This window comes from Embleya scabrispora DSM 41855 (genome assembly GCF_000372745.1).
Taxonomy (GTDB): domain Bacteria; phylum Actinomycetota; class Actinomycetes; order Streptomycetales; family Streptomycetaceae; genus Embleya; species Embleya scabrispora.
Genome location: NZ_KB889680.1, coordinates 68,926 through 91,917 on the forward strand (window position 1 = coordinate 68,926; position 22,992 = coordinate 91,917).

17 protein-coding genes are annotated in these 22,992 nt (G+C 72.3%); 12 read left to right on the top strand and 5 right to left on the bottom strand.

From position 1 onward, the window contains the following. Positions 1-46 precede the first annotated feature (46 nt). Positions 47-3,151 carry a non-ribosomal peptide synthetase gene (locus tag A3IC_RS62820; protein WP_158696145.1) on the bottom strand — a complete coding sequence of 1,035 codons (3,105 nt, stop codon included), beginning with the start codon at positions 3,149-3,151 and terminating at the stop codon, positions 47-49. 227 nt (positions 3,152-3,378) lie between these two features. Between A3IC_RS62820 and A3IC_RS0129405 the strand changes: the two genes are divergently transcribed. The 3 genes from A3IC_RS0129405 to A3IC_RS0129415 all read left to right on the top strand — a co-directional run bounded on the left by A3IC_RS0129405 (position 3,379) and on the right by A3IC_RS0129415 (position 7,665). Beyond that, entirely contained in the window at positions 3,379-4,548 is a 1,170-nt protein-coding gene (locus A3IC_RS0129405; protein WP_020553659.1) for a winged helix DNA-binding domain-containing protein, read from the top strand. Between the two features lie 198 nt (positions 4,549-4,746). Then, positions 4,747-6,288 (top strand): alpha/beta hydrolase, encoded by a 1,542-nt coding sequence (locus A3IC_RS0129410; protein ID WP_158696146.1) that lies wholly within the window; start codon positions 4,747-4,749, stop codon positions 6,286-6,288. 159 nt (positions 6,289-6,447) lie between these two features. Continuing rightward, a complete protein-coding gene (locus tag A3IC_RS0129415; protein WP_020553661.1) occupies positions 6,448-7,665 on the top strand; it encodes a cytochrome P450 family protein in 1,218 nt (405 codons plus the stop codon). Here A3IC_RS0129415 and A3IC_RS57225 read toward each other — a convergent pair. The 4 genes from A3IC_RS57225 to A3IC_RS0129435 all read right to left on the bottom strand — a co-directional run bounded on the left by A3IC_RS57225 (position 7,633) and on the right by A3IC_RS0129435 (position 11,571). Next, positions 7,633-8,415: a tryptophan 2,3-dioxygenase family protein gene (locus A3IC_RS57225; RefSeq protein ID WP_020553662.1), complete on the bottom strand. Its 783-nt coding sequence runs from the start codon at positions 8,413-8,415 to the stop codon at positions 7,633-7,635. The genes A3IC_RS0129415 and A3IC_RS57225 overlap by 33 nt on opposite strands. Then, the gene (locus A3IC_RS0129425; protein ID WP_020553663.1) at positions 8,412-9,665 is read right to left on the bottom strand and encodes a pyridoxal phosphate-dependent aminotransferase; all 1,254 of its coding nucleotides are present in this window, start codon (positions 9,663-9,665) and stop codon (positions 8,412-8,414) included. The genes A3IC_RS57225 and A3IC_RS0129425 overlap by 4 nt, the downstream gene beginning before the upstream one ends. Positions 9,666-9,773: 108 nt before the next feature. Then, on the bottom strand, positions 9,774-10,655 hold the full coding sequence (locus tag A3IC_RS0129430) for a class I SAM-dependent methyltransferase (protein ID WP_020553664.1): 882 nt from the start codon (positions 10,653-10,655) through the stop codon (positions 9,774-9,776). A 115-nt stretch (positions 10,656-10,770) separates the two neighbouring features. Beyond that, positions 10,771-11,571 carry an SDR family NAD(P)-dependent oxidoreductase gene (locus tag A3IC_RS0129435; RefSeq protein ID WP_063744895.1) on the bottom strand — a complete coding sequence of 267 codons (801 nt, stop codon included), beginning with the start codon at positions 11,569-11,571 and terminating at the stop codon, positions 10,771-10,773. A gap of 292 nt (positions 11,572-11,863) precedes the next feature. Here A3IC_RS0129435 and A3IC_RS57230 point away from each other — a divergent pair, with 292 nt between their 5' ends. From A3IC_RS57230 to A3IC_RS0129480, 9 genes are all read left to right on the top strand, one after another. Then, a complete protein-coding gene (locus tag A3IC_RS57230) occupies positions 11,864-13,696 on the top strand; it encodes a non-ribosomal peptide synthetase (protein ID WP_158696147.1) in 1,833 nt (610 codons plus the stop codon). Further along, positions 13,696-14,946 carry a cytochrome P450 gene (locus A3IC_RS0129445; protein WP_020553667.1) on the top strand — a complete coding sequence of 417 codons (1,251 nt, stop codon included), beginning with the start codon at positions 13,696-13,698 and terminating at the stop codon, positions 14,944-14,946. The genes A3IC_RS57230 and A3IC_RS0129445 overlap by 1 nt, the downstream gene beginning before the upstream one ends. Further along, entirely contained in the window at positions 14,943-16,148 is a 1,206-nt protein-coding gene (locus A3IC_RS0129450; protein ID WP_020553668.1) for a cysteine synthase family protein, read from the top strand. Before A3IC_RS0129445 ends, A3IC_RS0129450 begins: the two co-directional genes overlap by 4 nt. Beyond that, complete coding sequence (locus A3IC_RS57235) at positions 16,145-17,377, top strand: ATP-grasp domain-containing protein (RefSeq protein WP_020553669.1); 1,233 nt, start codon at positions 16,145-16,147, stop codon at positions 17,375-17,377. The genes A3IC_RS0129450 and A3IC_RS57235 overlap by 4 nt, the downstream gene beginning before the upstream one ends. Further along, entirely contained in the window at positions 17,374-19,041 is a 1,668-nt protein-coding gene (locus A3IC_RS57240) for a lyase family protein (RefSeq protein WP_020553670.1), read from the top strand. The genes A3IC_RS57235 and A3IC_RS57240 overlap by 4 nt, the downstream gene beginning before the upstream one ends. Continuing rightward, the gene (locus A3IC_RS57245; RefSeq protein WP_020553671.1) at positions 19,038-19,805 is read left to right on the top strand and encodes a thioesterase II family protein; all 768 of its coding nucleotides are present in this window, start codon (positions 19,038-19,040) and stop codon (positions 19,803-19,805) included. The genes A3IC_RS57240 and A3IC_RS57245 overlap by 4 nt, the downstream gene beginning before the upstream one ends. A gap of 59 nt (positions 19,806-19,864) precedes the next feature. Next, complete coding sequence (locus A3IC_RS57250) at positions 19,865-20,890, top strand: ATP-binding cassette domain-containing protein (RefSeq protein WP_020553672.1); 1,026 nt, start codon at positions 19,865-19,867, stop codon at positions 20,888-20,890. Then, complete coding sequence (locus A3IC_RS0129475; RefSeq protein ID WP_020553673.1) at positions 20,887-21,789, top strand: ABC transporter permease; 903 nt, start codon at positions 20,887-20,889, stop codon at positions 21,787-21,789. Before A3IC_RS57250 ends, A3IC_RS0129475 begins: the two co-directional genes overlap by 4 nt. 334 nt (positions 21,790-22,123) lie before the next feature. Continuing rightward, on the top strand, positions 22,124-22,969 hold the full coding sequence (locus A3IC_RS0129480; protein ID WP_020553674.1) for a DUF4097 family beta strand repeat-containing protein: 846 nt from the start codon (positions 22,124-22,126) through the stop codon (positions 22,967-22,969). Positions 22,970-22,992 lie beyond the last annotated feature (23 nt).

Consider the following 22,992-nt stretch of genomic DNA (forward strand, 5'->3'; position numbering starts at 1 on the left):
CCGCCCTGGTCGGGCGGGGCCGCGGCATCGTGTCGCCGGGATGCGCTCAGGTCACGGTCGACTGCTCGTGCCCGACCGTTTCGGCGAAGCGCCGCACGAGTTCACCCGCCGCGTCCGCGTCGAGCAGATCCACGCGGTGCTGAAGCAGACCCACCACGTCGTCGCCGTCCGCCCACAAGTCCACCGACACCGGCAGCGCGGTGCGCTGGGCACCCTGGGCAGCCACGCTCCCCGGGTCCGGCGACACCGGCTCCAGCCACACTCCCGAGGCGATTTCACGGGGCGCCGGCAACGACTTGCGCAGGGTCAGGACCAGCCAGGGCAGGGCCCGGCGCAGCTCCGGCGCCCCGCTGCGCACGCCCGCGTCCAACAGGGCCTGCGCGGGTATCGGCGAGCCGTCCGTCGTCCGCCCGGTCGGGCCCACCGCCGAGACCGAATCGGCCGGTGCGATGCCGTCGGCGTCCTCGCGGTCGTCGGTTCGATGCAACGTGGACAACGTCAGGGTCGACAGCGGGGCGACCAGATCACGCGTGTCCGCCGAGCGACCCGGTTCGATCCGGCCGACCACGACGGACGATCCCCACTCCCGGGGCAGCACCCGCAGCAGCGCCCGGGTCAGCGCGTACTCCATCGAGACGCCGCGCGCCGGCGCCAGGTCGGACAGGGCCCGCACCGCGGTCGCATCGAGTCGAACGGGCACCAAACCCGTGTCGTACCCGCCCTCGGGGACCGGCACGGTGCCGGCCAGCGAGGCCCGGAACGCGGTGACCGCGTCCGCCAGGGCCACCCCGGACGATGCCTCGCGCCGAGCCTGGGCAAGCACGGTGAAGCGCCCCTCGACGGGCTCGGCCGCGACGTCGCCCGCATAGGCGTCCGCGAACTGCGACACGATCACCGCGAGCGAGGCCGCGTCGGCCACCGCGTCGTGCACGCGGATCTCCAGCTCGAACCGCTCGTCCTCGAACTGGCGCAGCGCCGCCCGCAACAGCGGCCCCTGCGCCAGGTCGAACGGGGCATCCATCGCCTCGTCGAGCCCGGCGGCGCCGGCCGCCGCGGTGCCTCGCAGATCCGCCTCGAACAAATCGAACTCCACGTAGGGCGAGATCAGTTGGCTGCCGTACTCGGCGACCGGTTCGAAGCGGGTACGCAGACACTCCTGGCCTCGCAGCACCGCCGTCAGCGCCTCGGCCACCCCACCCGTGTCCACCGCGCCGGTCAGCCTCGCCCGAACCGTCAGACCCGGAGAGGTGATCCCGGGCACCAGTCGTTCCGCGTGGCACAGCGCACGTTGCTCGGGCGACAGCGCGACCCTGCGGTCGGCGGCCTCGCCGGCCGTCACCGGCGAAGCCGCCGCGCGATCGACCACCGCGGCCCAGGCGCGCACCGTCGGTTCGGCGAACAACTCCCACACCGGCAATTCGAGTTCGTACTCGGTGCGCAGCCGGGAGACCACCTCCATGGCGAGCAGGGAGTGTCCGCCCAGGTCGAAGAAGCTGGTCCGGACGTCGACCTCGCCCAGGCCCAGTACCTCGCCCCAGACCTTGGCCACCGCCGTCTCGGTCGAACCCTCCGGCGCCCCGCCGTCGTCGGCGCCACCCCCGTTGCGCGCTCCCTCCCCACCCTCGCCCGGGGTGCCGGATTCCTGCCAGGCGAGCAGCGCCGCGTGATCGACCTTGCCGTTGCCCGTCATCGGCAGCGCGGGCAGGAACGACAGCCGATCGGGCACCATCGGCTCCGGCAGGAACAGGCGGGCATGGGCGCGGACGTCGGCCACGCTCGGCGCGTGCCCCGGCTCGGCCACCAGGCAGGCGGCGAGCGCGTCCCCGTGCACCAGCACCGCCGCCTGGCGGACCGAGGGCAGCTTCTCCAACACGGCCACCACCTCGCCGGGTTCGACCCGATGGCCGCGGATCTTGACCTGGTCGTCGGTGCGCCCGAGGAAATGCAGATCACCGTCCGCGGACAGCCGGACCACGTCACCGGTGCGATACATGCGCGCCCCGAGCACGCCGGAGAACGGGTCCGGCACGAACTTCTCGGCGGTCAGCGCCGGTCGCCGGTGGTAGCCGCCGGACACCTGGAGGCCACCCACGTACAACTCGCCGCGCGGCCCCGGCGGAAGCAACTCGCCGTCCCCATCCAGGACGTAGAGCCGGGTGCCCGGAATGGCATCGCCCAGCGGCAGCCGGGTCGGATCCGAGATCGGCGCGAACGTGGCGTAGACCGTGGTCTCCGTCGGCCCGTAGCCGTTGTGCAACGACACGGTGCGTTCCAGGAGTTCGCGGGCGAGCCGCTCGGTCAGCTTCTCGCCGCCGCCGAACGCCCGGACCCGATGCCGGCCGTCCGTCCCCAGGCCCGCGAGCACCAGCATCCGCCACAACGACGGAGTGGCCAGGACGGTGGACACCCGGTGCCGGTCGATCAGGTCGAGCAGCACGTCGGGGTCGCGGGTGCGATCGTCGGCCGGCAGCACCACGGAGGCGCCCGCCGCCAACGGAACGAAGACGTCCGTGACGGACATGTCGAACGCGATCGAGGCCACCGACAACACGACGTCGCCCTCGGTCAGGGCCGGACCGCGGGCAGACAACGCCCTTACCAGGGTGGCAAGTCCGCCGTGCGTGGCCACCACGCCCTTGGGGGTGCCGGTCGATCCCGACGTGTAGATCACATACGCCGGATCGGCACGGAACAGGCGCACCGCACACGCCGTCCCGCCCGGCGGATCCGCGTCCAGGCGCAGCGCCGGGGCCGCGTCGACGACCGCCGCCGGCGCATGCCGGTCGACCAGTACGAGCTCGGGGCGCGCATCCGACATGGTCAGCGCGATCCGCTCGCCGGGATGGGCGGGATCCAGCGGAACGTACACCCGCCCGGCCCGCAGACAGCCCAACGCCGCGGCCACCAGGGCCGACCCGCGCCGCCCACACACCGCCACCCAACCCCCGGGGGAGACCCGATCGGCCACCGCCGCCGCCCAGCGGTCCGCGGCCGCGTCCAGTGCGGCGAACGAGGTCTCGCCATCCGCGTCGAACACGGCCGTCAGGTCCGGCGAACGGCGCGCGACCATGGCCACCGAATCCGGAAGGGACACGATCGCCGGCTCGGCGCAGGTGATACTCGTTTCGCTCTCGCGATCAGGAACAGGCATCGTCATCCGTTCCGAGGCGACTCGGCACGCGCCTCATTTCCCGGGGCAATCGCATTACCTGCACGATTACCTCGGATCGGGGAAGGCCGCAAAGATTCTGTCGCGTCTCTGTACGGAATCCGTCGAAATTCCGGGCGCCGGCGGATATCCGCGTAGCATCGTGGTGCATTCCCGACCGACCGAGAAGGTGACCGTCCGAGAAGGCGATCGACCGAAGAGGTGCGCTCGTGAGCGAAGTCGACAACGAACAGGTGGACCGGGAACAGGTGCTCGCGTTCCGCGCGGCCGGCCACCATCTGACCGACGCGGATCCGGCCCCCGACCTGTGGGCCGCGGCGGCTGCCGCCGGGGCACAGAACACCCCGCCCGGCAACGGCCCGCTCGCGCTGCTGGCTCGATGCCCCGGACTGACCGCGGCCGAGGTGGACCGGGCACTGGCCGAGGACAAGTCGCTGGTGCAGGCGTGGACGGTGCGCCAGTCGCCGTACCTGTTCCCCACCTGCGACCTGCCCGTGTTCACCCGGCCGATGTTGCCCGAGGACGAGGAGTCCTGGCGGGTGGCCGTGCAGGGTTTCGTCCCGATGCTCGACGGGACCGGGCGTTCGGCGGTCGAGGTCGTGGAGTTGACCCGGGCGGCGATCGAAGACGCGCTGGACGGACAGGTGTTGACCAAGCGCGAGCTCGGCGTCGCACTGGGGAAGCGGATGCCCGAGGAGTTCTCCGGATGGTTCGAGCCGGACACCTTCAGCAGCTTCACCGCCATCCTGGCCCGGGCCGTCGCGCTCACCGGCCTGTTCGTGATCGCGCCGCGCGCGGGCCGGGAGGCGTCGTTCGCGCGCACCGACCAATGGCTGGGCAAGAAGCCGCCGCACCGGTCGGCGCCGGCCGCCCGCAAGGAGTTCGTCCGCCGATACCTGCGCGCGTACGGCCCCTCCACGCCCGAACACCTCGCGGAGTGGGCGGGCACCTCGCAAACCGTCGCGGCCAAGGCATGGCAGGCGGCGGCCGACGAGCTGCGCGAGGTGCGCTACGACGGGCGCACGACGTGGATCCACCGCGACGACCACCGGGCGCTCGCCGCGCCGCCCGAGGCACGCGGGCTGCGCGTGCTCCCGGCGTACGACCCATGGCTGCATCTGCGCGATCGCGCCACCGCCGTCCCCGACCGCAAGCTGCACAAGCAGGTGTGGAAGCACACCGGGAACCCCGGCGTGGTCCTGCGCGACGGCGAACTCGCGGCGCTGTGGCGCGCGCGGAAGAAGGGCCGGACGCTGCGGCTGACCGTGGAGCCGGTGCGCGCACTGCGCAAGGCGGACCGCGAGGGCATCGAGAAGCTCGCGGCCGACATCGCGCCGTTCCGGGGCTGCGCGAAGGCCGAGACGGAGTTCGCGGACTGAGCCGGGAGCCGAAGGGCCGGGTCGATCGCCCACCGCGGCCGACTCGTCCGCCCGGCCCGCCGGCACCGTGCGTCGATCGCGACAGATCCGACAAAGATCTCGCGCGGCCGGGCGGGTGATGTTCGAGCATGTGGTGGCGTCCGTCGTACCGCGCGCCCACCAGTCGGGCGAGGCGCGCCCGATCGCGAGGAGACCACCGTGCCGTCGCAGTCGCGACCACCGACCACGTCCCGCCGCCGCTCGTGGCTCGTGTCCACGGTCACCGTCCTGGCCGCCGTGGCGACCACGCTCGCCGTACCGTCCTCGGCCGTCGCCGCCCCGGCGCCCGAGGTGCCGAAGCTGACCTGGGCCGGTTGCGGCGGCGGCTTCGAGTGCGCGACCGCCACCGTGCCCATGCGACCGGGCGCGACGGCCGACCGCCGGACCACCGACCTGGCCCTGATCCGCGTCCCGGCCCGGGACCGGGCGCACCGGATCGGCACGCTCTTCGTCAACGGAGGGCTCCAGGGCGGCAACGGCGTGGCCCTGCTGCGCACCCGGACGGCCCCCTTCGCCGCGCTCGCGGACCGGTTCGACGTGGTCGGCTTCGACCAGCGCGGCCAGTCGAACAGTGCGCCGAGCGCGCACTGCATGACCTACGAGCAGGAGCGGGAGATCGAGGAGCCGCTGCCCGCCTACCCCACGCCCGCCGACCGACCGGCGAAACTCGCCGAGGCCAAGGCACTGACCACCGCGTGCGGGCGCAACACCGACCAGACCCTGCTGCGCACCATGAGCACCGCCGATTCGGCCGCCGACCTGGACCTGTTGCGCCGGGCGGTGGGCGATGATCGGCTCAACTACCTGGGCCAGTCGTACGGGACGGTGCTCGGACAGATCTACGCCGCGCGCTATCCGCACCGGGTCGGCTCGATGGTCCTGGACGGGGCGATCGACGGCCGCGGATACGTCTCGGATCCGCTGCGCTTCGACCGGGAGCAGCTCGCCGCGAGCGAGTTCGCCCTGGGCCGCTTCCTCGACTGGTGCCGGGCCACGCCGGCGCTGTGCTCGTTCGGCGCCGGCGACCCGGCGACCGCGTTCGACGCCCTGGTGGACAAGCTGGAGCGCAACCGGCTCGCCCACCCGGGGCGGCACGACATCCTCACCGGTGGCCTGCTGCTCACCCAGGTCATCGGGGGACTGATCAACTCCGCCGACTGGCCGCGCTTCGCCGCGTACCTGTCCGCGACGGCCGCCCAGGACGTGCCCACGACGGAACCGCCCACCGGCCCGGACGACGTGACCGCCCAACAGCTCGCGAACTCCTGCCTGGACCGGGACGTTCCCACCGATCCGCGGGCACACGACCGGCACTTCACGGCGGCGGCCGCGGCGTCGGCGCACTTCGGCCGACTGTACGGCTACGGCGAGCTCAAGTGCGCGCTGTGGCCGGTCCGGGCCGACCACCGGTTCGAGGGCCCGTGGCGCTACACCGGCCGGGATCGGGCGCTGGTGATCGGTGTCGAGGGCGACCCGCTCGCGCCCCTCGCCTGGGCCCGCGACGTGACCGAAACCATGGGTCGGGCACGGCTGTTGAGCGTCAGGGGCGACGGGCACACCGCGTTCGGCCGGGGCAGTGCGTGTGTCGACGGTGCGATCGCGGCCTACCTCGGATCCGGCCGCCTGCCCGATCGGGGCGCGAGCTGCACGCTGCCCGCGCCGGCCGCACCACCCGCGCCGCCGGCCACCGCGGCCTCCTGAGCCCGGGCCCGCGGGTTCGTGGGCCCGTGAGCCCACAAACCCGCAGGCCCACAAACCCGCAGGCCCACGGATCCGACGGCACACCTACCCGCACGGACCCGCACGGGTCCGCCGGCCCGATGCCCCGATGCCCCGAGCAGACACCGGAACGGGTAAACGATGAAACAGGAATCACCCCCGGTACCACCGCTGTTCAGCCCGGCCTTCCTGGCCGACCCGTACCCCACCTACGCGCACCTGCGGCGCACCACGCCGGTGCACCGCATCGCCACGCCGCAGGGCTTCGACATGTGGCTGCTGACCCGGTACGAGGACGTCCGCGCCGGCCTGACCGATCCCGGCTTCAGCCGTGACCTGCACCTGGCCCCGCCGGAGGCGACCGCGCTCACCGGTGACCCGGACAGCGCGATGAACCGCAACCTGCTCACCCTCGACCCGCCCGACCACACCAGGGTGCGCAAGCTCGTGCAGAGCGCGTTCAGCACCCGCCGGGTCAACCTGCTAGCCGAACGAGTCGAAGGCATCCTCGGCGGGCTGCTCGACGCGGCCCCGCGTACGCAGCCGTTCGACCTGATCACGGCCGTGGCCCATCCGCTGCCGATCACCATCATCTGCGAGCTGCTCGGGGTGCCCGTCACCGATCGCGACGACTTTCGGGCGTGGACGGACGGCATGGTCTCCAGCGCGCGTCCGGACTCGCAGCGGCTGCTGCGGCAGGCCCAGGAGGACCTGCTGGCGTACTTCCTCGACCTGATCCGGCGCAAGCGCGCCCGGCCCGGCACCGACCTGCTCAGCGCCCTGGTCGAGGCCCGGGACGGCGGGGAGGGGCTCTCCGAGGCCGAACTGGTCGGCATGGCCTTCATGTTGCTGGTGGCCGGCCACGAGACGACGGTGAACCTCATCGCGACCGGCATCAAGCTCCTGCTGACCCACCCGGGTGAGCGCGCCCGACTGGCCGCCGACCCCGCCCTGTTGCCGGCGGCGATCGACGAGATCCTGCGCTACGACGGGCCGGCCGGCATCGCGTTCATGGTGGCTCGGCGCGATGTCGAACTGCCCGGCGGCGTGGTGCCGGCCGGGGCGGTCACCGCAGCGCTGTGGCACGCGGCGAATCGGGACCCGGAGCGGTTCCCGGATCCCGACACGTTCCGCATCGACCGGACCGAGCGTTCGCATCTGGGCTTCGGCCACGGCATCCACCGCTGCATCGGCGCGCCACTGGCCGTCATGGAGGCGCGCCTGGCGCTGGGCGGGATCCTCGGCCGGTTCCCCCGGATGCGGTTGGCCGTGTCGGCGGACGAGCTGCGCCGGCGGCCCGCGCCGTTCTTCCGCGGCCTGGTGGACCTACCGGTCGTACTGGACGCCGACGCCGACTGAGTCGACCGCGCCGGCGGTGTGCAACGCCGCCCGCGCCTCCCACAGTTCGGGAAAGGGCACCGCGAGGCGCTTGGCCAGGAAGTCGGCGCCCGTGGTGCGACCCGTGCCCGGTCGGGCGCCGATCTGCCGGACCACCACCTCGACGTGCGCCAACTGGCAGCGGCGAACCGCCTGTGACAGATCGACCAGGCCCTCGGCCAGCAGATACGGCAGCCCGGAATGCGGGGCCCGCCGGTACACCTCGGTCACGGTCAGATCGCGCTCGGCCAGGGCGCTCAGGAACCCCCGGAACAGCTCGCTGTCCGCGCCGTACAGGCCCAACGCGCGGTAGAGCGCGCGGAACTGCTTGGACTGGGCCCCACTGGCCCGACCGAGCGCGCCGCGAAAACGGGCGAAAGAAGCGACGGTCAACCGCTCCAGCACGGTGAAGTGCTCGGCGATCACGGCCAGTACGTGCGTCACCCGCCGGACCTGCTCCAGGCACAGTTCCAGGTCGCGAGGCCGGGAGCGGACCGCGTCGGTGGCCAGGCCCAGGTCCAGGAGCGCCTGTTTGAGCCACAACTCGCAGCTTTGGTGCGCCACGATGAAGAAGTGCTCGGCGGCGTGCGTGCACCGGTCGCTCCGCGCCGTGGTCGGCGCCTGCGCGGTCAGGATCGTCGGCAGGCGCAGATATCCGTCGTAGGTCGGCTCGGCGGCGCCGTCGGCCGCGCTCTCGTGCGGGGCCGACGTGCGGGCCGCGGAGCCGTTCACGCCCGGCCGCCGGACGCCGCGGCCAGCAGTCGTTCGACACCGGTCGCCAGCAGGTCGCCATCGCCGCAGAAGGCGATCCGCAGCAGCCCGTGCGACCGGGGCGACGCTTCGATGCCGGTCACCCGACACCGCGCGTCGACGGTCGGCCGCAGCGCGAAGCCCCGGCCCGGCGCCACCGCGGTACCGTGCTCGGCGAGCAACCCGGCCGCGAACACGTCGGCGTCCAGACCCACCGAGGCCAGGTCGAGCAGCGCGTACCAGCCGCCCGGCGGCACCCGTCCCAACAGCCCCGCCGCCACCAGGCTCGGCAGCGACCGATCCCGGTTCGCGCGCACGCTCTCCCGGTTGCGCAGCGCCGCCTGTGGCACGCCCAGTGCGGCAAGTGCCGCGTACTGCACGGGTGTCGGCGGCGCCACGATGCTCGCCTCCTGGACCACGCGCAGCGCGCTCGCCGCCCGTGCGTCCGGGACGGCGATATAGCCGAGTCGGTAGCCGGTCATCGCGTAACTCTTGGAGAAGCTGAACGCCGAATGCACCAGCCGTTCCCGCTCCGGCACATCGCGCTCCAGCGAGGCCATGGACACGTGCTCGCCCTCGAACACGAAGTGCTCGTACGCCTCGTCACTGATGATCCGCCAGCCCCGCCGTCGGGCGATGTGCAGCACCGCGCGCAGGAAGGGCTCGTCGAGCACCACCCCGGCGGGATTGGCGGGCGAGTTCACCAGGATCAGCCGGGTCCGCTCGCCGCCGGCGTCGGCCAGCGAGTCCGGATCCGGTCGAAAGTCGCGGTCCAGGGGATAGAACCTGGGCCGCAGCCCGGCCAGCAGGGCCTGCTGGAGGTGGATGGGCCAGTGGATCTCCGGCAGCAGGATCTCGTCGCCGGGTTCGGCCATCGACTGCATCAACGCCGCGAGGCCCTGACACGAGCCCGGTGCGACGAACACCCGGTCGGGCCCGGTGTCGTGGCCGTTCTCGCTCGCCAGCTTCGCGGCCAACGCCTCGCGCAGCTCGGCCATGCCCTCGGCCGAGGTGTACGCGGAGCGCCCCTCGCGAGCCGCCGCGGCCAACGCCTCGATCGCCTCGACCGGTGGCCCGAACGCCGGTTCGCCCACGTGCAGTCGGATCGGGGCGCGACGGTGGACCAGCTCCCACGCCTGGGCGGAGCGAAACACGTCGTGCAGACACGACGGCGGGATGGACGCCGCGCGGGAGAGCGCCACAGGCGCGGCGCTCATCTCGAAGGTCGACATGATGGCTCTCTTTCCGCCGATACGGCTGTGGCTACGGCGATGCGGGCGAGTTCGTCGGACGTGCCGCCCGGATCGCGCGGGTGCGATCGGGGCGGGCTCGGGAGCGGGTCAGGACCTCGGCCGGGGTGCGAACTCGTAGAGGTGGAAGCTCTGTAGGTCCGCCGACCGGTTGCCGATCACGTTCGTCGACAGCGGTCGGAACCCGTTGAGTTCGAGGTCGCGGCGCACGATCAGCGGCGAGAGCTTGTGCTCCTCGTCGAACGAGGTGGTCAGGTCGTCGCGGGTGATCTGCAACTCGGCCAGCACCACGGTCCAGTTGTCCTTGGCCATCGCGTGGTCGATGACGAACTTGTACCAGTGCCACAGCGCCCGGCGGCGCTTGGCCTCCAGGTCGCGCGACCACTGCGGGACGATGCCCTGCGCGCGATAGGCGTCCACCTCGCGCCTCGTGGTCAGTACCAGGCCGTCGGCCAGGTGGATCACCTCGGCGGTGGTCACCCGGGCCGCGTCGCGGTCGTCGCAGTACTCCGGGCAGAACTCGTCGCCGATGATCAACACGCCGTCGTCGACGAGCAGGGTGCGTACATGATCGAGATAGGCGTTCGGCAGGTGGTGGTGCGAGCCCCAGGAGATGACCACGTCCAGCGGCTCCTTCCATTCCTGGAACGGCCGGTCGAAGACCTCGCCGTTGGGGAAGTCGGCGAGCCGGGAGCGGGCCTGGGCGACCAACCGGGGCTCGATCTCGTTGGCGATCACGCGGTGTTCCGGCAGGTGGTGGGCCAGCATCGCGGAGACCACGCCGGAGCCGGAGCCGACGTCCATCACCGTCAGCGGGCGGCCCAGGGTCCGGGCCCGGCGGGCGACCAGGTCCACGATCAGGTGATCGCCGTCGGTGATGTCGGGGTGGCCGTGGCGCATCGTGTCGCCGATGTCGATGTCGGCGAACTCGGGTCGCCCGTAAACGGTCGTGGTGTCTTCGGTGGTGGTCACGGTCGGTCCTCCTGCGCTGTCGGTGAGGTGCGGTCCGTGGTGCGGTGGGTGTCGGGTGCGCCGGGCTCGGCGCCGCGGGCCGAGCACCGGCCCAGGCGCGCGGTTTCGGCCCGCGCTATGCGGTGCGGCCGCCGTCGATCGGCAGCAGGACGCCGGTTACCCATCCGGATCTCTCGGCGTCCAGGAGCGCGCACACCCAGTGCGCGACCTCGTCCGGCGTACCGAAGCGCCCCATGGGTGTGCCGGCGAGCAGGCCCGCGCGCAACGCCGCCGTCGCGGGCCCGTCCAGGCCGAGATCGTCGTACATCGGAGTCTCCACCGGTCCGGGCAACACCGCGTTCACTCGCACGTCGGGTGCCAACTCCCGGGCCAGGGAACGGGTCAGGCTGTTGAGCGCGGCCTTGCTCGCGCCGTACAGGGAGCGCCCCGGCATGGCCAGGGCACCACCCACGGAGGAGACGTTGACCACGCTGCCGCGGTGCGCGCGCAGCGCGGGCAGGCAGGCCCGGATCAGGGCGACCGGACCGCGCACGTGGGTGTCGAGCATGGCGTCGAGATCCTCACTCGTGGCACTCTCCAGCGGCGCGAAGCGGGCCACGCCCGCGTTGTTGACCAGACCGTCGATCCGGCCCAGCCGATCGATCGCGGCGCCGACGAGGGCATCCGCACCGGCGTCGATACGCACGTCCCAGGGCAGCACGGCGACGCCGGCCTGCTCGCCGACGGCCCGCCGAACCAGTGCCGCGGTCTCCTCCAACGCCTCCACACGCCGGCCCACGAGAGCGACCGACGCCCCGGCACACGCGGCCCGCACCGCGACTGCGGCGCCGATGCCGGAGCCGGCACCCGTGACGAGGATCGCCCTGCCCGCCAGCGCCTTCGAGATTTCCCACGCGGCCGAATCCACAGTGCCCATCCACGGTGTCGTAGGTGTCATGGGTGTCACGGGTGTCGTCGCAGTCATTGGAGTCGTAGGAGTCGTAGGAGTCGCATCCACTCCACCTGTCCACAGTGCCGTCATGTTTGCCGGTGAAATGCCGCGGTGCCATGATTCTTTCCCGGATGTTTCCCGCCGGGCGAAACCTTCTTCCGACCGTCCCGACTACCTTCCGAATTCCTTCGCCGGCATTGACCGGACACCGCATCCGGTCGATTGTCGAAAAGCCATTCCTTTGGCTGTTCGGCGAGGCGGAGCGGAGCGGAAGGCGATGACAACGACGAATACGACGGTGTCCCGGGCGAGCGCGATCGAGCGCGAATCGGTCGTACTGCACGAGCTGGTCGAGGATCAGGCACTGCGCGACCCGCACGCGACCGCGGTCGTCTCGATCGAGGGGGACACCCTCACCTACGGCGAACTCCTGACTCGCGCACGCGACCTGACGACGCGTCTGCGCGCGGCCGGGGTAGGACACGAGGATCGCGTCGCGGTGACCGTGCCGCGCTCTCCGACGGCGATCGTGGCCTTCCTGGGCGTCCTGGGCGCGGGTGCCGCGTACGTACCGATCGACCCGGACTTCCCCCTGGAGCGACAACGCTTCATGGTGCGCGACTGCCGGGTGGCCGCCGTGGTCGCCGAGCGCGGTGGCATACCCGACTTCGTGGACGGCGGTGTCCCGGTGTTGTTCGCCGACGCCGAGGCCGACGCCGACCCCGCCGGAAGCGATCCGCTCGCGGAACTCGCGGCCGGCCGCGTGGCGTCCGACCAGGCCGCCTACGTGATCTACACCTCCGGCTCCACCGGCGTGCCCAAGGGCGTCGTGGTCGAACACGCCGCAGTGGTGGCGCTCGTGCTGGACGACGAGCGCATCGCGGTGCGGCCCGGCCAGTCGGTGGCCCAATACGCCCCGATGGCCTTCGACGCCTCGACGTTCGAAATCTGGGCGGCGCTGTGCCGAGGCGGCCGGGTGGAGATCCTGCGCGGCGGTCCCGTCGCGGTCGAGGACCTGTCCGCCGAGCTCGCCAAACGGCGCCCGGACTGGCTCTTCCTGACCACGGGACTGTTCCACGTCCTGGCCGACCACGCGCCGCACGCGCTGGAACCGGTCGGCACGCTGATCACCGGGGGCGACGTGCTCTCCCCGCAGCATGTGCGAACGGCCGCCGCGGTAGCCGGACTTCGGGTACTGGCGGCCTACGGCCCCACGGAGGCCACCACGTTCGCGTCGTTGCACGCCGTCGATCCGGACGAGCCGTGCGACCGGGTGCCGATCGGTACCCCGCTGCGCGGCCGCACGATGTACGTCCTCGACGAGGACCTGCGCGAGGTCGCGCCCGGCGAGAGCGGCGAGTTGTACCTCGGCGGTGCCGGGGTCGCGCGAGGCTATCTGCGGCGTTCCGCGCTCACCGCGGAGCGTTTCCTGCCCGACCCCTTCGCAGCCGGCCGAGCCGGTCGGATGTATCGCACCGGCGACCTGGCACGGCGCCGCCCGGACGGCGCCTTCGAGTTCCACGGTCGCACCGATCGCCAGGTCAAGATCCGCGGCTTCCGGATCGAACCGGGCGAGATCGAGGCCGTGCTCAACGCCCGCCCCGAGGTGGCCGAGGCCGTGGTCGCGGTGTTCGGCACCGAGGCGGACGACAGGCGGCTGGTCGGCTACGCGGTGGCGGCCGGCGACGCCCGGGTGACCCCCTCGACGATGCGCACGTGGCTGCGCGAGCGGCTGCCCGCGCACATGGTGCCGGGCACGTGCCTGGTCCTGGAGGAGATGCCGCACGACCCCAACGGCAAGCCGGATCGCGGCGCGTTGACCGCTCCGTGGTCCAGCCGGGGCCGACTCGGCGACCTGCCCGAATACCGGGCACCGCAGAGCGAGGCCCAGTCACTGATGGCCGACGTCTGGGCCGAGGTGCTCGGCCTGGACCGGGTCGGCGTCGACGACAACTTCTACGAACTCGGCGGCGACTCCATCCTCAGCGTGGACACCATCGAGCGGCTGCGCCTGCTGGGGATCCACTGCTCGGCCGGGGCGTTCTTCCGACACCAGACGATCGCCGAACTGGCCGAGGCGACCGGCGGCGAGCGAAACGGCGCGAGCTGATGGAGATCACCGCACCGCCGGCCGGCCCGCCCGTGCGCTACGACGACGTCGACGTCACCGACCCCGGCGTCTACGAGGAATGCCAACACGCCAGGTGGCGGGCGATGCGCGCGGACACGGCGATCACCAGGCACACCGAGCCCGCCACGGGAGAGGTCTTCTGGGGCTTCCCCCGGTACGCCGAATGCGACCGCATCGTCAAGGACCACCGGGTCTTCGGCTCCGAGGACGGCACGATCCTGGCCTCCGTCGGCGTCGGTGACAGTGCCGGCGGCCGGACCATCACACTGATGGACCCACCACTGCACGGCGACATCCGCCGACCCACCATGCGCACGCTCGGCCACTCGGTCGTGCGCAAACGCGCCGCGGGCATCCGCGAGCGGGTGCGTACCCTGGCGCAACCCTGCCTGGCCGGCGGCGAACACGATTTCGCGAAGCTGATGCGACTGCTCCCGATGGTCGTGATCGGCGAACTCATGGGCATCCCCGACGAATACTGGGAGACCATCGCCCACTACACCACCGCGAGCATCGCCCCCGACGATCCCGAATACGTCAGCGGCGAAAGCACCCACCAGACACTGCGCCGAGCCCACCACGAACTCTTCGCCTGCTTCGCCCGGATCATCGACGCGAAGCGGGCCCACCCGGGCGAGGACCTGGTCAGCGCGCTGATCACGCTGGAGACCGAGGGCGCCCCGCTGGACGATCTGCGGGTGGCGCTGAACTGCTACAGCTTCCTGCTCGGCGCCAACTCCACCACGCCGCACGTCGCCTCGCACACCCTGCTCGCGCTCGCCGAACGGCCACACCTGTGGGACGCCGCGCTGGCCGACCCGAGCAGCACCACACTTCTGGTTGAGGAGGGCGCGCGCTGGACGACGCCGACGAACCACCTGGTGCGGCGGGTCAGGGAGGACACCGAGATCGCCGGCACCACGCTGCGCAAGGGCGACTGGGTGTGTGCGTGGGTGGCCTCGGCGAACCGGGACGAGAGCGTGTTCCCCGATCCCTACACCTTCGATCCGACCCGATCCCCCAACCCGCACCTGGCCTTCGGCGGCGGACCGCACTACTGCATCGGCGCACCGTCGAGCCGGATGGCACTCGGGATGCTCTTCGACGAACTCGGCAGTGCCCTGGAAGGCGTCGAACCGGCCGGCCCGATCACCCACCTGCGCTCCAACTGGATCAACGGGATCACGTCCATGCCGATGCGATTCCACCGCCGCCGGAGCAGCCGGTGAACGAGCGGGCGGTGAACGAGCCGGCGACGAACGGGCGTGCGACGAACGGGCGCGCGACGGACGGGAAGGCGACGGACGGGAAGGCGATGAACGAGCGGACCACGACCGGGCAGGCGGCGAACGGGCGGGCCGTGAACGGGCAGGCCGCGAGCTGCCGGACGCAGGCCGTCGGTGACGCGGTGGCCGCCACCGAGATGCCCCGCCTGGTCAGGCTCGACCACAACCTCTACGCGGCCTGCTTCACCGTGATGAAGCTGCTTCCGGCCCGCTACATCCTCGACACCGCCATCCGACGCGGCGAACTGCGCCCGGGAATGACCGTGGTGGAGACCAGTTCGGGCACGTTCGGACTGGGCCTGGCGATGGTGACCGCGCTGCGCGGATACCCCCTGGTCCTGGTCAGCGACCCGGTCCTGGACGCACCGCTGAAGGCCAGGCTGGAGAACCTGGGCGCACGCGTGGAGATCGTCACCGAACCCGCGGCCGTCGGCGGACACCAACGCGCCCGCCTCGACCGGCTCGACACGATCCGCAAGGAATGCGAACCCGCCTTCGTGCCCTCCCAATACGACAACCCGCTCAACCCCGCCGCCTACGCGAGTGTCGCCGAGCTGGTCCGCCGGCGGATCGGTCCGGTGGACACCCTGGTGGGTTGCGTCGGTTCCGGCGGCTCGATGTGCGGCACCGCGCAAGGTCTGCGCCGGCACCGTCCGCGGACCCGCGCGGTGGCCGTGGACACCCACCACAGCGTGCTGTTCGGACTGCCGGACGGCCCCAGGACACTGCGCGGGCTGGGCAACAGCCTGATGCCGGCCAACGTCGAACACGACACCTTCGACGACGTGCACTGGCTCGGCGCCGCCGAGGCGTTCGGCGCCACCGACCGGCTGCACCGCGAACACGCCCTGTTCATGGGCCCGACCAGCGGCGCGGCCTTCCTGGTGGCCCGGTGGGAGGCCCGACGCCACCCCGACCGCACCGTGCTGGCCCTGTTCGCCGACGAGGGACACCGCTACCAGTCCACCTCGGGCGATCCGAACTGGCGGCGCGCACACGGGCTGCACCTGCCCGCGCTGCCCACCGAACCGCACACCGTCAGCGACCCCGGCCAAGTGCGCGGCCACTGGGACCACATGGTGTGGGACCGGCGCCCCACACCCGAGTTCGCCCGATTTGCCGACGAGCGGACGCGTGCCCGATGACCGCGACCCTGCTCCTGGTGGAGAGCAACACCACCGGCAACGGACGAGCGCTGGTACGGGCCGCCCGCCGCGCGGGCCTGCGGCCGGTGCTGCTGTGCGCCCGCCCGGACCACTACGACTACGTCCGCGCGGACGACGTCCCCGTCGTGGTCACCGACACCGGCTCACCGGACGCGCTGTTGCGGGCCGTGCGCCGGCTCCGCGACCCGGTGGTGGGCGTGGCGAGCACCTCCGACCACTACATCGAGGCGGCCGCCACGCTCGCCGGCCGGCTCGGCCTGCCCGGACCCGACCCGCGGGCGGTCGCGATGTGCCGGGACAAGGGCCGCCAGCGCCGCGCCCTGACGGCGGCCGGGGTGGCCGTGCCCAGGAGCGTCACCGTCACCGACCTCGCGCACGTCGGCGCCGCTCGGCGCCAGCTGGGTCCGGGAGCGTTCCTGGTCAAACCGGTCACCGGAAGCGGGAGCGTGGGGGTACGACTGTGCGCCGACGCGGACGAGGCGCGCCGACACGCGGGCCCGCTCCTGGCCGAGGCGGTCAACGAACGCGGACTCGTGGTGCCGACCGGCGTGTTGTTTCAGGAGTACGTGCCCGGCCCGGAGTTCTCCGTCGAGTCGATCGGCGGCCGGGTGGTGGGCGTCACCGCCAAGCACCTGGGCGACCTGCCGCGTTTCGTGGAGACCGGACACGACTTCCCGGCCGTCGCCGACCCCGACCTGCTCGACGCGCTGCGGGCCGCGGCCGTGGCGGCCGTGGCGGCCCTGGGGCTGGCCGGTCGGCCGGCGCATGTCGAACTGCGGGTGGGACCGAGCGGACCGGTGGTGATCGAGGTCAACCCGCGCCTCGCGGGCGGTCACATTCCCGAACTCGTGCTCGCGGCCCGGGGCGTGGACCTGATCGACGGCCTGTTGGCCGCGGCCCTGGGCCGCCCGGTGCCGCCGCGTCCGGCGTCGGTCGCGGGCGCGGCGGCCGTACGCTTCCTCCTCGCGCCCGCGAGCGGTGTCCTCACCGGCGTCGACGGGACCGCGGACGCGGCTCGGCTGCCCGGCGTGCGACGAGTCGAGATCGGCGTGGCGGCGGGCACCCCGATGAGGCGGCACGGCGACTTCCGGGACCGGATCGGCTCGGTACTGACCACTGCCCGGGACACGGCGACGGCCGCGGCCGCGGCCGACCGGGCGCTGCGCACGCTCACCGTGCGCACGACCGCACCGGGGAGGACGGGGTGACCGGGGAAGGCACGCCGGCCACCGCGGCGACGAGCGACGACCGGGTGCATACGGGCGGACGGGTCCCGCTGCATCCGCGGGTCCGGGCGCTGACCCAACAGCCGGGCGTGGACGCGGCGTTCGCCGGCGATCTCGCGCTTACCACGCAGATCGACCGGGCGCACGTGGTGATGCTCGCCGAGCGCGGCATCCTGTCGACGGCCGCCGCCGCCCGGCTGCTCGGCGCCGTGGACGCGTTGCGCGCGGAGAACTTCGCGTCGCTGCGCGAACGCCCGGCCCCGCGCGGCTGGTACCTGATGTACGAACTGTTCCTGACCGAGCGGCTGGGCCCCGATGTCGGCGGCCAACTGCAACTGGGACGCTCGCGCAACGACCTCACCGCGACGCTCCAGCAACTCAAGCTGCGCGGACCGTACCTGGACCTGCTGTGGGAGTCCCTGCGGCTGCTCGGCACGCTCACTCGCGCGGCCCGGCGGCACGCCCGCACCGTGATGCCCGCGTTCACCCACCACCAGCCCGCCGTACCGATCACCTACGGCCACTACCTGAGCGGCGTCGCGGTGGCGCTGGCGGCCGACATCGAGGCGTTGGCCCGGGTCGCGGAGGACCTCGACCGCAGTCCGCTGGGCGCGGGCGGCGTGGGCGGCACCACGGTGCCCATCGACGCGGGTCGCACCGCGGCGCTGCTCGGCTTCGCCGGGGCGCGCGCCAATTCGGTCGAGGCGGTCGCCGCCCGGGACGCCGCGTTGCGGTTGTCGGCCGCCGGCGCCGTGCTGGGGGTGCTGCTCGGCCGGGTGGCCACCGACCTGTCGGTGTGGACCAGCTCGGACAGCGGGCTGTTGACCGTGCCCGACAACCTGACCAGCGGCAGCTCGATGATGCCGCAAAAGCGCAACGTCTTCGTCCTGGAACATGTCGCGGGCAAGGCGGCCGCGCCCCTGGGCGCGTTCGTGACGGCCGCGACCGCGATGCACAAGACTCCGTTCAGCAACGCCATCGCGGTACACACCGAGGGCATCCGTCCGGTCGAGGACGCGGCGCGGCAACTCGCCCAGGCCGCCACGCTGTTGCGTCTCGTGGTGGGGGCCGCGCAGCCGGCTGTCGAGCGCATGACGGCCTGCGCGGAGGCGGGCTGCACGGCGGCGACCGAGGCCGCCAATCGGCTCGCGCTCGACACCGGCCTCGGCTTTCGGGCCGCGCACGCCGCGGTCGCGGGGGCGGTGCGCGAATCGCTGGCGAACGGCGGGGAGCCGCTGGCCGACGTGCTGGCCCGACTGCCCGAGGCGGGCGGCCGGACCGACCTGACGGTCTCGGCACGCACCATTGCCGAGACCGCCGAATACGGCGGGGGGCCGGGGCCGCGAGCGCTCGACGACTGCCTGCGCACGACCCGACGCCGGCTGGGCGAGCAACTGGTCCTGCTGCGCGCGCTGCGGCAGCGCTGGAACGGCTACGAACCCGCCCTCGACGCGGCGGTGGCCGCGGTGCGGCGCGCGGGCGGCGACGCGGGCTCGACCGGGAGCGGCGGCGAACGGGCAGCCGGCGGCGGCCGTAGCGACCGGGCCGGACGATCCGACCGGGCCGGACGATCCGACCGCGTCGACGACGCGGAGCGCGCCGACGGCTCGACCCCCCGGGCCTCGGCCGATGGGAGGACCACGTGAGGACCAAGGAACGCCGCGGTCTGTGGGTGACTTCGCCCCAGCCGTGCCCGGACGCCGGGACCCGGCTGTACTGCCTGCCGTACGCGGGCGCGGGCGCATCCGCCTTCCGCGACTGGCCCGAAGCGCTCGCCGCGCTCGGGTCCTTCGAGGTCGCGCCGATCCAGTACCCGGGACGGGAGAACCGGCTGCACGAACACCCGTTCATCGACATCGACGCGATGGCCGCCGAGGTCGCCGCGAGCATCGATCGGCCCTACGCGGTCTTCGGCCACAGCATCGGCGGCCGGCTCGCCTTCGAGCTGTGCCGCAGGTTGCGCGCCCTGGGCTGCCCCACCCCACTGCGGCTGTTCGCTTCCGGGTGCCCGGCGCCGCAGCATCCAGCCGCGGCGATCCGCGACTCGGACCTGCCCGACGACGAGTTCATCGCCCGCGTGGACGGCATGGGCGGACTGCCCGCCGAGGTGCTGGCCGATCCCGAACTGCGCGAGCTGGTCGTCCCGGTGCTGCGGTCGGACTTCACCATGGTCGACGACTACGACTACACGCCGCAGGCGCCGCTGGCCCACCCGATCAGCGCCTTCGTGGGCGACGCCGACCCGGAGGCCGATTCGCGGACCGCGGCCGGCTGGCGGACGCAGACCGCCGCCGACTTCGCGCTGCACGTACTGCCCGGCGACCACTTCTTCCTGCACAGCGCCCGCCGCACCCTGCTGGCCACGTTGGTCACCGACCTGGCCGCCGCGACCGCTGCCGGTTCCCCCTGACCCGCCCGCACCCATCGAGGCCGCCGACGCCGTCGGCGCTCGGAAAGGACCGTGGAGCCATGCCGGACGCAATCGCCGTCGAGGCGCTGCACAAGAGATACGGCGACGTGCAGGCCCTGGACGGGCTCGATCTCACCGTCGAACAGGGCGCGGTGATGGGCCTGTTGGGTCCCAACGGAGCCGGCAAGACGACCGTCGTGCGAATCCTCGCGACGCTGCTGCGGCCCGACTCCGGATCGGTGCGCGTGTGCGGCGTCGACGCGTTGCGCGAGCCCGAACGAGTGCGGCCCCTGATCGGACTCACCGGCCAGTACGCGGCGGTCGACGAAAAGCTGACCGGTTTCGAGAACCTGCGCATGCTCGCCCGACTCGCTCGGCGCGGTCGGACCGAATCCCGCGACCGAGCCGACGAACTGCTGGCGGAATTCGGCCTCGCCGACGCCGCCGGACGGCTGGTCCGCACGTACTCGGGCGGCATGCGCCGCAGGCTCGATCTCGCGGCCGGTCTGATCGCCCGCCCCGAGGTGATCTTCCTGGACGAGCCGACCACGGGCCTGGACCCCCGAAGCAGGACGGCGATCTGGAAGGTGGTCGCCGACCTCTCCGCCGCCGGTACCACCGTGCTGCTGACCACGCAGTACCTGGAGGAGGCGGATCGGCTCGCCCACACGGTCGTGGTCGTGGACCACGGCACGGTGATCGGCCGGGGCACCCCGCAGGAGCTCAAGGACCGGGTGGGCGGCGAGCGGCTGGAGGTCCGGTTGCAGGACGCCGGCCAGTACGAGCGCGCCGAACGGGTGATCCGCGGGGTCGTCGGGGACGGCCCGTGCAGTCATGACGACGAGGGGCGGATCAGCGTGGCGGTGGCCGGCGGGGCGATGCTGATGCCCGAGTTGGCACGGGAGTTGCACGCCGCGCAGGTGGTCGTCGCGGATCTGGCGGTACGCCGACCCACCCTCGACGACGCCTTCTTCGCGCTGACCGAGCCGGGCGAAGGTTCGATTTCCGGCGCCGACCCGGCGCCGGCACCCCCGGAAGCCGAACACGTCACCGCGGTGACGGCCGGAAGGACGGATCAGCGATGAGCCGCACGCCGACCGCGAAGACGGCGAGGACCACCAAGTCGGTGAAGACGACCACGGATACGAAGTCCACGAGCACCACGAAGGCGACGCCGGTGTCCCCGGCGGGGCCCGCCGCACGCGAACGGGACCCCGGCGGCGGCATCGCCTGGTGGTTCTCCGACGCCGGGGAAATGGCGCTGCGCAACCTCAAGCACCTGCGACGCACGCCGGACCTGATGATGTACGCGCTCATCCAGCCGGTGATGTTCATCCTGCTGTTCCGCTACGTGCTCGGCGGCGCGATCGACGTTCCGGGCGATGATTACGGCCAGTTCCTGCTGCCCGGCATCTTCGTGCAGATGGTCCTGTTCGGCTCGGTCGCGGGCACCGCCGTCGGGGTTGCCGACGACATGAGCAAGGGCATCATGGACCGGTTCCGATCGATGCCGGTGAGTCGATCGGCCGTACTGGCCGGCCGGACGTTCTCCGAACTGGCCCGCACCCTCGTGGCCGTCGTGGTGATGATCGTGGTCGGGCTCCTGGTCGGATTCCGCTTCGACGGCGACCCCCTGCCGATGGCGGGCGCGTTCCTGCTCCTGTTCGCCTTCGGCTATGCCTTCTCCTGGCTCGCCGCCCTGATCGGCATGGCCGTCAGCGGCCCCGAGGCCGCCCAGGCCGGTGGCACCGCGTGGCTCTTCCCGTTCACCTTCATCAGCTCGGTCTTCGTCCCCGTCTCCTCGATGCCGGGTTGGCTCCGGCCGTACGCCGAGCACAGTCCGGTGACGGTGGTGGTGGACACCCTGCGTGCCTGGCTGGGCGGCACCGACGCGGGCTCGGCCGCCTGGCAATCCCTGGCCTGGACGGTGGGCATCGCGACCGTCTGCGCCCCCCTCGCGGTGGCCCGCTACCGCAACAAGTGAGGACGGCCGGCGGAGCTCTTCGGTCGCGATGCACCCGAGTGATGGCGCCATGCCGAGTCGCCTGGGCTTGAGATGGCGCATTGATTGCGCCATAATGGCGTCATCGGGGCAGTCACCAAGGAAGTCGACGGTTGCGAAGGGCATTCGGTGGACGCGTGGCCGGAGCAGGTAATCTCCGCCGTGGAGCGGCACGATCGCGCTTCCCGTACCGTCGATCGGCGCGGCGGACGGGGCGGGCGGCGCTCCACCGCCCGGGTGCGCCGAACCGACCGGACCGATATCTCACTCGTCCCGCCTTGGGGGACGCCCGCCAAAATGATGAGAAGGGACAGCCGTGCCTGTTTTCGATACTCCCGAGCCGATCTCCGTCACGCTCGACATCTATGTCGGCGACGTGCAGATCACCGCCGAAGACCGGACCGACACCGTCGTCGAGGTGCGACCGACCGACGAGAGCGATGCCTCGGACGTGAAGGCCGCGGAGCAGACGAGTGTCGAATACGCCGACGGCGTACTGGTGATCAAGGCGCCGAAGCCCACGGTGCCGGCGATGAACTTCTCCCGGAAGACCCGTTCGGTGGATGTGTCGATCACGCTGCCTGCCGGCTCGCACGTGCGTGGCGAAGCGGCCTTGGGAGACCTGCGCGGTTCCGGACGCCTCGGTGAGTGCACGTTCAAGACGTCCACCGCGCACGTTCGACTCGACCACGTCGGTTCGTTGCGCCTGGATACGGCAGGCCACATCACCGTGCGCCGGGTCGACGGCGACACCGAGGTCAAGACCTCCACCGGGCGGATTCGGATCGGCGAGATCGACGGTGCGGTCAAGGCCAAGAACTCCAACGGCCACACCGAAATCGGCAGGGTCACCGGCGACATCCACGTCCGCTCCGCCAACGGCGACATCACCGTCGAGCACGCCTCGGGTCTCAAGACCGACGCCAAGACCTCCAACGGCAGCATCCGCGTCGGGGAAGTGACCCGCGGCACGGTCGTGCTCAAGACGGCGTGTGGTGACCTGGAGGTCGGCATCGGCGCGGACCGCCCGGCGAAGCTGGACCTGACCACCGGATACGGGCGCGTGCACAACACGCTGGAGCCCGCCGACAAGTCGTCCGAGGAATCGGTCGAGGTGCAGGCGCAGTCCTCCTACGGCGACATCACCATCCACCGCGCCTGACGAACGGTTCTGCGCACCCGAAA